The following is a 12,742-nucleotide window of genomic DNA, read 5'->3' as shown; positions in this document are numbered from 1 at the left end:
GGGTTAGAGTCGGTGCGGTTTTAATGCCAGCAGAAGTGGTGCACAACCTGGGTAATCAACTCGCGAGTGGGCTTGATGAAGCGGGTTTCCAGATACTCATCCGGCTGGTGCGCCTGGTTAATGGAGCCAGGGCCAAGGACCAGCGTCGGACACAGCGTCTGAATGAACGGCGCTTCGGTGCAGTAGTTCACCACGTCGGTTTTTTCACCAAGCAGTTTTTCCACCACTTCAACCAGCTGGTGATCCGGAGGGCACTCATAACCCGGGATCGGCGGATGCAGTTCGGAGACCGTCAGGCGGCCCGGCCAGCGCTCGCTCACCGGGGCCAGTGCTTCATTCAGCAAGCCGTCGAGATCGCTCAGCGTCATACCCGGCAGCGGGCGGATATCCATATGCAGTTCGCAGCAGGCGCAGATACGGTTGGAGGCATCGCCGCCGTGCAGGCTGCCGAGGTTTAGGGTCGGATACGGCACGGTGAATGCGTCATAGTGATAACGTTCTTTCAGCGAGTCGCGCAGGGTCATGATGCGCCCGATGGCGTCATGCATCAGCTCAATCGCATTTACGCCGCGCGCCGGATCGCTGGAATGACCGGACTGGCCCAGCACGCGCACGGCCGTCGAGATATGACCTTTGTGCGCGCGAATCGGTTGCAGTGACGTCGGCTCGCCGATAATGGCGCAATCCGGGCGAATCGACGTGTTTTCAGAGAAGTAGCGCGCGCCCGCCATGCTGGTCTCTTCGTCGGCGGTCGCCAGAATGTAGAGCGGCTTTTTCAGTTTTGTCACGTCCACGTCACGCAGCGCGTCGAGGATAAAGGCGAAGAAGCCTTTCATGTCGGCGGTGCCGAGACCATAGAGTTTGTTGTCGTGCTCGGTCAGGGTGAACGGATCGCGGGTCCAGCGGCCATCGTCAAACGGCACGGTGTCGGTATGACCGGCAAGCAGCAGGCCGCCCGCACCGGTTCCGGTGCTGGCCAGCAGGTTAAATTTATGACGGGTTCCGGGGACGGGCTGTACCTCAACGTTAAACCCAAGATCGCTAAACCAACCCGCCAGCAGATTGATTAAAGACTCATTGCTTTGATCCAGCGCTTCTTCCGTTGCACTGATGGACGGTGTGGCAATCAGGGCGCGGTAGATCTCGATAAATGGCGGTAAGTTCATTTTCATTGTTGACACACCTTAGGTCGTGATAGTATCAATATTCATGCAATAAATGTGAATAAAAATACATTAACGTTGAGCATAAAGGAACCCGATGTTGAATACGCTGATTGTAGGCGCTAGCGGTTATGCGGGCGCAGAGCTTGTAAGCTACGTGAATCGCCATCCACATATGACCATAACCGCTTTGACCGTGTCAGCGCAAAGCAATGATGCAGGAAAGTTAATTTCCGATTTGCATCCGTGGCTTTTGGGCATTGTCGATCTGCCGCTGCAGCCGATGTCTGACATCAGTGAGTTCACCGACGGCGTTGACGTGGTGTTTTTAGCCACTGCGCACGAAGTCAGTCATGACCTGGCACCGCAGTTCCTGGCAGCCGGCTGCGTGGTGTTCGATCTCTCCGGCGCGTTCCGCGTTAACGACGGCGCGTTCTACGAAAAATATTACGGTTTCACCCATCAGCACCCCGATCTGCTTGAAAAAGCGGTTTACGGCCTGGCGGAGTGGAGCACAGACAAACTCAAAGAAGCGGATCTGATTGCCGTGCCGGGCTGCTACCCGACGGCGGCGCAACTTTCCCTGAAACCGCTGATCGACGCAGGTCTGCTGGATCTGAACCAGTGGCCGGTGATCAATGCCACCAGCGGCGTGAGCGGAGCAGGGCGCAAAGCGGCGATCTCTAATAGCTTCTGCGAAGTGAGCCTTCAGCCGTATGGCGTGTTTAATCACCGCCATCACCCTGAAATCACGACGCATCTGGGTACGGACGTCATTTTCACGCCGCATCTGGGCAGCTTCCCGCGCGGGATCCTTGAAACCATCACCTGCCGCCTGAAACCGGGCGTGACCAAAGAGCAGGTGAGCGAGGTCTTCACGCAGGCGTATGCGGATAAACCGCTGGTGCGTCTGTATGACAAAGGCGTGCCGGCGCTGAAAAATGTGGTCGGGCTGCCATTCTGCGACATCGGCTTTGCCGTACAGGGCGAGCACCTGATTGTGGTCGCTGCAGAAGATAACTTACTCAAAGGCGCTGCCGCACAGGCAATGCAGTGTGCAAATATTCGTTTCGGCTTCCCTGAAACGCAGGCTCTTATTTAAGGTGTGATGATGAACCCATTAATTATCAAACTCGGTGGTGTACTGCTGGACAGCGAAGAAGCGCTGGAGCGTCTGTTTACCGCGCTGGTGAACTATCGTGAATCACACCAACGTCCGCTGGTGATTGTGCACGGCGGCGGCTGCGTGGTAGATGAGCTGATGAAAGGGCTCAACCTGCCGGTGAAAAAGAAAAACGGCCTGCGCGTCACGCCCGCTGACCAGATTGACATCATTACCGGCGCGCTGGCGGGAACGGCGAACAAAACGCTGCTGGCATGGGCGAAGAAACATCACATTGCCTCCGTGGGCCTCTGTCTGGGGGATGGCGACAGCGTAAAAGTGACCCAGCTCGATGAAGAGCTCGGCCACGTTGGACTGGCGCAGCCGGGTTCGCCTAAGCTGATTAACACGCTGTTGGAAGGTGGTTTCCTGCCAGTGGTGAGCTCTATCGGCGTGACCGAAGAGGGCGAGCTGATGAACGTTAACGCGGATCAGGCGGCAACGGCTCTGGCGGCTACGCTGGGCGCAGACCTGATCCTGCTTTCCGACGTGAGCGGCATTCTGGACGGCAAAGGCCAGCGCATCGCGGAAATGACCGCGGCCAAAGCCGAACAGCTGATCGCGCAGGGCATCATTACTGACGGCATGATCGTCAAAGTGAACGCCGCGCTGGATGCCGCTCGCACGCTGGGTCGCCCGGTGGATATCGCCTCCTGGCGTCACGCGGAACAACTGCCGGCGCTGTTTAACGGCACGCCGATTGGCACGCGTATTTTAGCGTAATCGATTTAATGTTTTGTAGGCCCGGTAAGCGCAGCGCCACCGGGCAATGAAATTCAAAGATATTAAGGAAGCATGTTATGGCACTTTGGGGTGGGCGTTTTACACAGGCAGCGGATCAGCGGTTCAAACAGTTCAATGACTCTTTGCGCTTCGACTACCGCCTGGCCGAACAGGATATTGTCGGCTCTGTGGCCTGGTCCAAAGCGCTGGTGACCGTTGGCGTGCTGACCGCAGAGGAGCAGCTACAACTGGAAGAGGCGCTGAATAACCTTCTGGAAGAGGTGCGTCTGGATCCGCAGCAAATCCTGCAGAGCGATGCCGAGGATATTCACAGCTGGGTGGAAGGCAAACTTATCGACAAAGTCGGTCAGTTGGGTAAAAAGCTACACACCGGCCGTAGCCGTAACGACCAGGTTGCGACCGACCTGAAGCTGTGGTGTAAAGAGACCGTTGGCGAGCTGCTGGCAGCTAACCGTCAGCTGCAGAGCGCGCTGGTAGAGACCGCGCAGAACAACCAGGACGCCGTGATGCCGGGCTATACCCACCTGCAGCGCGCGCAGCCGGTGACCTTTGCCCACTGGTGTCTGGCCTATGTTGAGATGCTGGCGCGTGACGAAAGCCGTCTGCAGGACACCCTGAAACGTCTGGACGTCAGCCCGCTGGGCAGCGGCGCGCTGGCCGGTACCGCGTATGAAATCGACCGTGAACAGCTCGCAGGCTGGCTGGGCTTTGCGTCCGCCACCCGTAACAGCCTGGACAGCGTCTCTGACCGTGACCATGTACTGGAGCTGCTCTCCAATGCGTCTATCGGGATGGTGCATCTGTCGCGCTTTGCCGAAGACCTGATCTTCTTTAACTCCGGTGAAGCCGGTTTTGTGGAGCTGTCCGACCGCGTGACGTCCGGATCTTCCCTGATGCCGCAGAAGAAAAACCCGGACGCGCTGGAGCTGATTCGCGGCAAGTGTGGCCGTGTGCAGGGCGCACTGACCGGTATGATGATGACCCTGAAAGGGTTGCCACTGGCGTACAACAAAGATATGCAGGAAGACAAAGAAGGGCTGTTCGACGCGCTCGACACCTGGCTGGACTGTCTGCATATGGGCGCCCTGGTGCTGGACGGCATTCAGGTGAAACGTCCGCGCTGCCAGGAAGCGGCGCAGCAAGGCTATGCGAACTCTACCGAACTGGCGGATTACCTGGTCGCGAAGGGCGTACCGTTCCGTGAAGCGCACCATATTGTGGGCGAAGCGGTGGTGGAGGCGATTCGTCAGGGTAAACCGCTGGAAGACCTGGCGCTTGCTGACCTGCAGAAGTTCAGTGCGGCTATCGGGGAGGATGTCTATCCGATTCTGGCGCTGCAATCCTGCCTGGATAAGCGTGCCGCGAAAGGCGGCGTGTCGCCGAAGCAGGTCGCTCAGGCGATTATGGATGCGAAAAACCGGTTGGTTTGATCGGTGCGGGTGGGTGCCCTCACCCCGGCCCTCTCCCATAGGGAGAGGGAGCAAACACTAAAAATGGCAACTTCGGTTGCCATTTTGCGTTTACCTCGGGCTTTTTTGTGCAAAAAAAAGCGGACCACGGGGTCCGCAAAAGTTCACGTTGGCTTTAGTTGTTCGAGTTTTGAGAGAAACTCGATGACGGTGCGGGGACGTCAAGGGTCAAACACGTGCCGCCTCGTCTATGTGGTGTATTATTCAACAGAAAGCTTGATAGGGATAATCGTTCGTTGCTATGCTATCTATCGCCATGAACTATCGTGGCGACGGAGGATGAATAATGAATATTCGTGATCTTGAATACCTGGTAGCGCTAGCCGAGCACCGCCATTTTCGCCGTGCTGCAGATTCCTGCCACGTCAGCCAGCCGACGCTGAGCGGTCAGATCCGCAAGCTGGAAGATGAGCTGGGCGTGATGCTGCTGGAGCGCACCAGTCGTAAGGTACTGTTCACCCAGGCCGGTTTGTTGCTGGTGGATCAGGCGCGCACCGTGCTGCGCGAGGTCAAAGTGCTCAAGGAAATGGCAAGCCAGCAGGGGGAAGCGATGTCCGGCCCACTGCATATTGGCCTGATCCCAACCGTTGGCCCGTATCTTTTGCCGCACATCATTCCAATGTTGCACCAGACTTTCCCAAAACTCGAAATGTACCTGCATGAAGCGCAAACCCATCAACTGCTGGCGCAGTTAGATAGCGGCAAGCTTGACTGCGCTATTCTGGCGCTGGTGAAAGAGAGCGAAGCGTTTATTGAAGTGCCGCTGTTCGATGAGCCAATGATGCTGGCGATCTATGAAGATCACCCGTGGGCGAACCGCGATCGCGTGCCGATGGCCGATCTGGCCGGTGAAAAGCTGCTGATGCTGGAAGATGGCCACTGTCTGCGCGATCAGGCAATGGGCTTTTGCTTTGAAGCGGGTGCCGACGAAGATACCCATTTCCGCGCAACCAGCCTGGAAACGCTGCGTAATATGGTGGCGGCGGGAAGCGGGATTACGCTGCTGCCTGCGCTGGCCGTGCCGCGCGAGCGTAAGCGTGATGGCGTGGTTTATCTGCCGTGCATTAAGCCGGAACCGCGTCGCACGATCGGCCTTGTTTATCGTCCGGGGTCACCGCTGCGCAGCCGCTATGAGCAGCTGGCAGAGGCCATCCGCGGTGCGATGGATGGCCATTTCGATAACGCGTTAAAACAGGCGGTTTAAGCCGTTCAGCGCGGCGACCCGATAGGCTTCCGCCATAGTCGGGTAGTTAAAGGTGGTGTTAACGAAGTACTCAATGGTGTTACCGCCGCCTTTTTGCTCCATAATCGCCTGGCCGATGTGAATGATTTCCGCCGCGCGTTCACCAAAGCAGTGAATGCCGAGGATCTCTTTCGTCTCGCGATGGAACAGGATTTTCAGCGTCCCCACGCTCATTCCGACAATTTGCGCCCGCGCCAGATGTTTAAACTGCGCGCGACCCACCTCATATGGCACTTTCATTGACGTCAGCTGCTGCTCGGTTTTCCCTACGGAACTGATTTCCGGAATGGTATAGATGCCGGTCGGGATATCTTCGATCAGATGCGCCGTCGCTTCACCTTTCACCAGCGCCTGTGCGGCAATACGGCCCTGGTCATAAGCGGCAGAGGCCAGGCTTGGGTAACCAATCACGTCGCCGACCGCGTAAACGTGCGGCAGGGCAGTCTGGTACATGCTGTTGACCTTCAGCTGACCGCGGCTGTCGGTCTCAAGTCCGATATTCTCCAGCTGCAGGGAATCGGTGTTGCCGGTACGACCGTTGGCGTACAGCAGGCAGTCCGCTTTCAGCTTCTTACCGGACTTGAGGTGCATGATCACACCGTCGTCGCAACCTTCAATCTTCTCGTACTCTTCGTTGTGGCGAATCACCACGCCGCTGTTCCAGAAGTGGTAGGAGAGAGAGTCTGACATCTCCTGATCGAGGAATGCCAGCAGGCGGTCGCGCGTGTTGATGAGATCAACTTTGACATCCATTCCGCGGAAGATCGACGCATATTCGCAGCCAATGACCCCTGCGCCATAGATAATGACGTGGCGGGGTTCATGGTGCAGGCTCAGAATCGAGTCGCTGTCGTAAACGCGCGGGTGCGAGAAGTCGACGTCGGCCGGGTGGTAAGGGCGCGATCCGCAGGCAATCACAAATTTTTCGGCGGTGAGTGTCTCAACCGAACCGTCGTGGCATTCAAGTGCCAGGGTGTGTTCATCCACAAAATGCGCGTTGCCCTGCAAAATCTCACAGTGGTTACGCTCATAAAACCCCTGGCGCATGCGCGTCTGCTGGTTAATGACGGTATCCGCATGATTCAGGATGTCGGCAAAGGAGGAACGAAGAAGTCGGGAGTGGTCGCTGTAAAGAGGGTTCTGGTTAAATTCGATAATGCGGCTAACGGCGTGGCGGAGGGCTTTTGAAGGGATGGTGCCCCAGTGGGTGCAACCGCCGCCGACATTATGGTAGCGCTCAATGACCGCTACTCTGGCTCCCTGTTTCACCAGACCCATAGCAGCGCCTTCGCCGCCGGGGCCGGAACCAATAACTATTGCGTCGTAATCGTAGGAATGTGGCATGGTAAGGCTTACCTGTTCTTATACATAAAAGCAACAGAATCATAACATCATTGCCAGGGTAACCCAATTATCGTTGTGCTTTTTTCCGGCAGTGGAGCACAAACCGCACGTAAACAATCATTCACAAAGCCAGGCAAACAGATTAATTTTATTCTCTGGTATAGTGCCAGCAGGCCTTTGGAAGGATTCAACTATCGTGATGGGCGTAAGAGCACAACAAAAAGAGAAAACCCGGCGTTCGCTGGTGGAAGCCGCATTCAGTCAACTGAGTGCCGAGCGGAGTTTTGCCAGTTTGAGCCTGCGCGAAGTCGCACGCGAGGCCGGAATTGCGCCAACGTCCTTCTATCGTCATTTCCGTGATGTGGATGAACTGGGCCTGACCATGGTCGATGAAAGCGGTCTGATGCTGCGCCAGCTGATGCGCCAGGCACGTCAGCGTATCGCCAAAGGGGGGAGCGTGATACGCACCTCCGTGTCGACCTTTATGGAATTTATTGGCAATAACCCCAACGCGTTTCGTCTGCTTTTGCGCGAGCGTTCGGGCACATCGGCGGCGTTTCGTGCCGCCGTCGCGCGTGAAATTCAGCACTTCATCGCGGAACTTGCCGACTATCTTGAACTCGAAAACCATATGCCGCGTGCGTTTACTGAAGCACAGGCTGAGGCGATGGTGACGATTGTTTTCAGCGCGGGTGCCGAAGCGCTGGATGTCAGCATTGAACAACGCAAACAGCTCGAAGAGCGACTGGTATTGCAGCTCAGGATGATCTCCAAAGGCGCGTACTACTGGTATCGCCGTGAACAAGAGAAACTGGCACATCAAACCGAAGAGTGAAGGTGAGTAATGAAACAGTCAGGTCAGGATAAAGGGACGCTGTTGCTGGCATTGATCGCTGGCTTATCCATTAATGGGACGTTTGCCGCTATTTTTAGCTCAATTGTTCCGTTTTCGATTTTCCCGCTTATTGCGCTGGTGCTGACGGTGTACTGCCTGCATCAACGTTACCTGAACCGCACCATGCCGGTGGGGTTACCGGGGCTGGCCGCTGCCTGCTTTATTCTCGGCGTATTGCTGTATAGCACCGTGGTGCGTGCGGAGTACCCGGATATCGGATCTAACTTCTTCCCTGCGGTACTGTCTGTGGCGCTGGTATTCTGGATTGGCTCGCGCATGCGTAGCCGTAAGAGCCAGTTACCAGAGTAATGAATTATTTGTAGGGCAGGTAAGCGAAGCGCCACCTGCCAAAAACGGCCTACAGATTACCGTGCGGTAAGTAAAACGCCGCACTCCATATGGTGCGTATACGGGAACTGATCGAACAGCGCCAGACGTTCAACGTTGTGCGTCTGGCTTAATGTTTCGAGGTTCTTGCACAGCGTCTCCGGGTTACAGGAGATGTACAAAATGCGCGGGTACGCCTGCACCATCTTTTCGGTTTCGCTGTCCAGGCCACTGCGCGGCGGGTCGACAAAAATCGTCTCACACTGGTAGCTCTTCAGGTCGATCCCTTCCAGGCGGTTAAACGCCCGCACGCCGTTCATGGCCTGCGTAAACTCTTCTGCGGCCATACGAATGATCTGCACGTTGTCGATATGGTTAGCGGCAATGTTGTACTGCGCGGCGGCAACTGACGGCTTGGCAATTTCGGTTGCCAGAACGCGATCAAAGTTACGTGCCAGGGCCAGGGAGAAGTTGCCGTTACCGCAGTACAGCTCAAGCAGGTCGCCTTTAGATCCTTCCGTCGCCTTGAGCGCCCACTCCAGCATCTGCACGTTCATCGCGGCGTTCGGCTGAGTGAAGCTGTTCTCGACCTGACGATAAATCATCTCTTTACCCGCCACCGGCAAACGCTCATCGACGTAATCCTGATCCAGCATGATTTTGGTTTTGGTCGCGCGGCCAATCAGGTGGACATTGATGTTCTGCGCACGCAGCGCATCGCGCAGGGCTTCTGCCTGTTCGCGCCATTCGTCGGTCAGCGCTTTGTGGTAGAGCAGAGAGACAATCGCCTGATTGCTTTGCGTGGTCAGATAGTCAATCTGGAACAGCTTATGACGCAGCACCGGATTATCGCGCACACCGTCAATGATTAGGGTCATCAGCTGGTTGATGAGCTCACTCGCCGCCGGGAAGCTGTCCACGCGAATGCGGGATTTTGTCTGCTGATCGAAAATGATGTGGTACAGGTCATTTCCGTCGTGCCAGATGCGGAACTCGGCGCGCATGCGGTAGTGGCTGACGGGAGAGCGGAACACCTCGGGAACGGGCGCGTTGAACGGCGTCATCATACTTTGCAGGCGGACGACTTTCTCTGCCAGCTGCGCGTCGTACTGTTCTGTCGGGAGGTGTTCTGGGGTCATGATGCGTCCTGAGTGATAAAGAATTACGCGGGGATTGTAGGCATTGTGCAGGGGATGTCCAGATTTAATGGCTCATAGCTGTCTGGACATCTATACGTGTCTAATTGTAGCATTCTGTTTCCGGTCTCCTGAGAGTGAAAAGGGAATCCAGTGTAATTCTGGAGCTGACGCGCAGCGGTAAAGACTGGCGGGATGAACGTTGTAGACACTGTGAAAATGGGAAGTCTTCATCCGTATAACGCCACCTAGCCCGAAGACCTGCCGGGATCACGTCGCATTTGGTTTCATCATCGCGTGCTATCGATGGGGCCTGCGGCATCCTTCTTATATTGTGGATGCTTTAACAATGATTAAAAAAGTATCGCTGTTGACGGCGCTGTCCGTCACGGCATTTTCGGGCTGGGCGCAGGATAGCGCCGACTCGTTGGTGGTGACGGCAAATCGTTTTGAACAACCGGCAAAAACCGTTCTGGCGCCGACGTCCGTTGTGACGCGAGAAGATATTGAACGCTGGCAGGCAAAGAGTGTTGTGGAAATCATGTCGCGCTTGCCGGGAGTGGACATCGCGCAAAGTGGTGGCCTGGGTGCGACCTCTTCTACTTTTATTCGTGGTACTGAGTCCCGTCACGTTCTGGTTCTGATTGACGGTGTACCGCTGAACAATGCCGGGATCAGCAACGTTCCCGATCTTAGCCAAATCCCCACCTCGCTGATTCAGCGCATTGAGTACATCCGCGGCCCGCGTTCTGCGCTGTATGGCTCCGACGCGATTGGCGGTGTGATCAACATTATCACCGGGCGCGATAAACCGGGCGCGGAAATTTCTGCCGGAGTGGGTTCTAAGGGTTATCAAACTTATGACGGTTCTTTCCAGCAGGTTCTGGATAAAACCAAAATCACCATGGCGGGTAATTACACTTATACCCGTGGTTTCGATATCGGTGCGAAAGATGCTCCGCGTCAGCCGGATCGTGACGGTTTTATGAGTAAGTCACTTTACGGTTCTGTGGAACAGCAAATTACCGATAGCATAAGTGGTTTTTTCCGCGGCTTTGGTTACGACAATCGCACTGCGTATGACGGCTATGACCATTACGATGCTAATTTTGTTGTTGATGGACGACCGGATACGCGCCAACTCTACAGTCAAAATTGGGATACTGGCCTGCGCTACAGTCAGGGGATATTTAAATCGCAGTTGGCCATAGGTTATGGTCGCAGCAAAGATCAGAACTATGACCCGAAGAAAGGGCGTTATTCAGATTCCGCAACGACGGACGATGTGAAGCAGTACACCACACAGTGGTTAAATTCCCTTGAAGTAGGTCATGGTAATATCGGTGCGGGCCTGGACTGGCAGAAACAAAAAACTCAGGCTGGTTCTAGCACTATGGATAACGGCTATGAGCAGCGCAATACGGGCGTCTTCCTCTCGGCGATGCAGCAATTTGACAGCATCACGTTAGAAGCTGCGGCACGTAACGATGATAACTCGAATTTTGGCAATCATGCTACGTGGCAAACCAGTGCTGCGTGGGAGTTTATCGATGGTTACCGGATTATTGGTTCATATGGCACGGCTTATAAAGCACCGACGATGAGCCAGATTCACAGTGAGAAATATGGCAATCCTGACCTTAAGCCTGAAGAGAGCAAACAGTGGGAAGGAGGCTTTGAAGGTCTGACGGGGCCGGTTAACTGGCGCGTAACGGGTTATCGTAACGACATTGATAACCTAATTGGCTACGACGCAAACTACCGTTACTACAATGTGGACGAAGCCCGTATCAAAGGGATTGAAGCCACTGCGCAGTTTGATACCGGTCCGGTAGGGCACCAAATTTCCTATGACTATGTTGACCCACGTAATACTAAAACCAATGAAGTTCTGGCGCGCCGTTCTAAGCAGCAGGTTAAGTATCAGCTTGACTGGCAGGTATGGGTTCTCGACTGGAATGTTTCCTATCGTTATTTGGGTACACGCTATGACGTTGCGGTCGATCCGAATACCTATTCTACAGAACGTGTGAAAATGGGTGGTGTCAGCCTGTGGGATGTCGCAGTTTCGTATCCTGTCACCTCACACCTCACAGTTCGTGGTAAAATAGCCAACCTGTTCGATAAAGATTACGAGACAGTTTATGGCTACCAAACTGCAGGACGGGAATACACCTTGTCTGGCAGCTACACCTTCTAATCCGCGTCCCACCGTGCTGGTATTTGATTCCGGCGTCGGTGGGCTTTCGGTCTATGATGAGATTCGGCATCTCCTGCCGGATCTCCATTACATTTACGCTTTCGATAACGTCGCGTTCCCGTACGGGGAAAAGAGTGAGGACTTTATCGTCGAGCGCGTGGTTGAAATCGTCACCGCAGTGCAAAAGCGCTATCCCCTTGCACTGGCCGTCATCGCCTGTAATACGGCGAGCACCGTTTCCCTTCCCGCCCTGCGTGAAAAATTCCCGTTCCCGGTTGTGGGCGTCGTGCCTGCAATCAAGCCTGCGGCACGTTTGACGGCGAATGGCATTGTGGGATTGCTGGCCACGCGAGGTACGGTAAAGCGTCCTTATACCCGCGAGCTGATCGAGCGTTTTGCTAACGAATGCCAGATTGCGATGCTCGGTTCGGCAGAGCTGGTGGAGATGGCCGAAGCGAAATTGCATGGACAGGCGGTATCACTCGACGAGCTGCGTCGTATTCTTCGTCCATGGTTGCGGATGCCCGAACCCCCGGATACGGTTGTGCTCGGCTGCACCCACTTCCCGCTACTACAGGAAGAGCTGTTAGAGGTACTGCCGGAGGGAACACGGCTGGTGGATTCCGGTGCGGCTATCGCGCGTCGTACGGCCTGGCTGCTGGAACATGAAGCGCCTGATGCGAAATCAGCCGATGCGAATATTGCTTTTTGTATGGCAATTACGAAAGAGACTGAGCAACTTTTACCCGTTTTACGCCGTTATGGCTTTCAAACGCTCGAAAAACTGGCGCTATAGCACGGTTTTGAGCAAAAAAGAGACGGTTGAAAGTTTTTTTTAAAAGAGGGGTTGTCAACGTCTGAGAACTCCCTATAATGCGCCTCCACTGACACGGAACAACGGCTTACAGGCCGCCGGGTTAGCGGGGTTCAGAGATGAACGCCAACAGAGAAAAGCAAAAATAATCGCTTGACTCTGAATGAGGAAAACGTAATATACGGGACCTCGCAACGGTGAGCTGAAAGCCGCGTTGCAACTGCTCTTTAACAATTTATCAGACA

The 12,742-nt window shown here is 55.1% G+C and carries 11 protein-coding genes and 1 riboswitch; of the genes, 8 read left to right on the top strand and 3 right to left on the bottom strand.

The annotated features are described in order from the left end of the window. Positions 1-20: 20 nt before the first annotated feature. Positions 21-1,172, bottom strand: coding sequence for an acetylornithine deacetylase (gene argE, locus ACOTYN_RS18845; protein ID WP_014885690.1), 1,152 nt, complete (start codon positions 1,170-1,172; stop codon positions 21-23). Positions 1,173-1,260: 88 nt separating this feature from the next. Here argE and argC point away from each other — a divergent pair, with 88 nt between their 5' ends. The 4 genes from argC (at position 1,261) to oxyR (ending at position 5,742) form a co-directional block, all read left to right on the top strand. Then, positions 1,261-2,265 carry an N-acetyl-gamma-glutamyl-phosphate reductase gene (gene argC / locus ACOTYN_RS18840; RefSeq protein WP_023331592.1) on the top strand — a complete coding sequence of 335 codons (1,005 nt, stop codon included), beginning with the start codon at positions 1,261-1,263 and terminating at the stop codon, positions 2,263-2,265. Between the two features lie 6 nt (positions 2,266-2,271). Next, a complete protein-coding gene (argB, locus tag ACOTYN_RS18835; protein WP_086527814.1) occupies positions 2,272-3,048 on the top strand; it encodes an acetylglutamate kinase in 777 nt (258 codons plus the stop codon). A 77-nt stretch (positions 3,049-3,125) separates the two neighbouring features. Next, positions 3,126-4,499, top strand: a complete 1,374-nt coding sequence (argH, locus tag ACOTYN_RS18830) for an argininosuccinate lyase (RefSeq protein WP_014885687.1) — start codon at positions 3,126-3,128, stop codon at positions 4,497-4,499. Positions 4,500-4,824: 325 nt separating this feature from the next. Continuing rightward, a complete protein-coding gene (gene oxyR, locus ACOTYN_RS18825; RefSeq protein WP_014885686.1) occupies positions 4,825-5,742 on the top strand; it encodes a DNA-binding transcriptional regulator OxyR in 918 nt (305 codons plus the stop codon). Here the strand turns inward: oxyR and sthA are convergent. Then, complete coding sequence (sthA, locus tag ACOTYN_RS18820; protein WP_014885685.1) at positions 5,725-7,125, bottom strand: Si-specific NAD(P)(+) transhydrogenase; 1,401 nt, start codon at positions 7,123-7,125, stop codon at positions 5,725-5,727. The two genes, oxyR and sthA, sit on opposite strands and share 18 nt — an antisense overlap. 196 nt (positions 7,126-7,321) lie before the next feature. Between sthA and fabR the strand changes: the two genes are divergently transcribed. Both fabR and ACOTYN_RS18810 read left to right on the top strand, forming a co-directional pair. After that, a complete protein-coding gene (gene fabR, locus ACOTYN_RS18815) occupies positions 7,322-7,960 on the top strand; it encodes an HTH-type transcriptional repressor FabR (protein WP_008501784.1) in 639 nt (212 codons plus the stop codon). A 9-nt stretch (positions 7,961-7,969) separates the two neighbouring features. Continuing rightward, positions 7,970-8,329: a YijD family membrane protein gene (locus ACOTYN_RS18810; protein ID WP_008501783.1), complete on the top strand. Its 360-nt coding sequence runs from the start codon at positions 7,970-7,972 to the stop codon at positions 8,327-8,329. A gap of 56 nt (positions 8,330-8,385) precedes the next feature. Here ACOTYN_RS18810 and trmA read toward each other — a convergent pair whose 3' ends face one another. Next, positions 8,386-9,486, bottom strand: a complete 1,101-nt coding sequence (gene trmA / locus ACOTYN_RS18805) for a tRNA (uridine(54)-C5)-methyltransferase TrmA (RefSeq protein WP_071922784.1) — start codon at positions 9,484-9,486, stop codon at positions 8,386-8,388. A 104-nt stretch (positions 9,487-9,590) separates the two neighbouring features. Next, a riboswitch (cobalamin riboswitch) is annotated at positions 9,591-9,766 on the top strand. Between the two features lie 66 nt (positions 9,767-9,832). Here trmA and btuB point away from each other — a divergent pair. Together btuB and murI are read left to right on the top strand one after the other, a co-directional pair. Continuing rightward, a complete protein-coding gene (btuB, locus tag ACOTYN_RS18800) occupies positions 9,833-11,683 on the top strand; it encodes a TonB-dependent vitamin B12 receptor BtuB (protein ID WP_071922785.1) in 1,851 nt (616 codons plus the stop codon). Beyond that, complete coding sequence (gene murI / locus ACOTYN_RS18795) at positions 11,628-12,479, top strand: glutamate racemase (RefSeq protein WP_014885682.1); 852 nt, start codon at positions 11,628-11,630, stop codon at positions 12,477-12,479. Before btuB ends, murI begins: the two co-directional genes overlap by 56 nt. Positions 12,480-12,742 lie beyond the last annotated feature (263 nt).

This window comes from Enterobacter cloacae complex sp. IR5458 (genome assembly GCF_049238025.1).
Classification (GTDB): Bacteria; Pseudomonadota; Gammaproteobacteria; order Enterobacterales; family Enterobacteriaceae; genus Enterobacter; species Enterobacter kobei.
Note: the sequence above shows the minus strand (reverse complement) of the source record. Positions and strands in the feature narration are given on the sequence as shown.

Excerpts from the sequence above, each read along its gene's own strand:
- argE (WP_014885690.1), bottom strand. The coding sequence starts at position 1,172 with ATGAAAATGAACTTACCGCCATTTATCGAGATCTACCGCGCCCTGATT.
- argC (WP_023331592.1), top strand. The coding sequence starts at position 1,261 with ATGTTGAATACGCTGATTGTAGGCGCTAGCGGTTATGCGGGCGCAGAG.
- argB (WP_086527814.1), top strand. The coding sequence starts at position 2,272 with ATGATGAACCCATTAATTATCAAACTCGGTGGTGTACTGCTGGACAGC.
- argH (WP_014885687.1), top strand. The coding sequence starts at position 3,126 with ATGGCACTTTGGGGTGGGCGTTTTACACAGGCAGCGGATCAGCGGTTC.
- oxyR (WP_014885686.1), top strand. The coding sequence starts at position 4,825 with ATGAATATTCGTGATCTTGAATACCTGGTAGCGCTAGCCGAGCACCGC.
- sthA (WP_014885685.1), bottom strand. The coding sequence starts at position 7,125 with ATGCCACATTCCTACGATTACGACGCAATAGTTATTGGTTCCGGCCCC.
- ACOTYN_RS18810 (WP_008501783.1), top strand. The coding sequence starts at position 7,970 with ATGAAACAGTCAGGTCAGGATAAAGGGACGCTGTTGCTGGCATTGATC.
- trmA (WP_071922784.1), bottom strand. The coding sequence starts at position 9,486 with ATGACCCCAGAACACCTCCCGACAGAACAGTACGACGCGCAGCTGGCA.
- btuB (WP_071922785.1), top strand. The coding sequence starts at position 9,833 with ATGATTAAAAAAGTATCGCTGTTGACGGCGCTGTCCGTCACGGCATTT.
- murI (WP_014885682.1), top strand. The coding sequence starts at position 11,628 with ATGGCTACCAAACTGCAGGACGGGAATACACCTTGTCTGGCAGCTACA.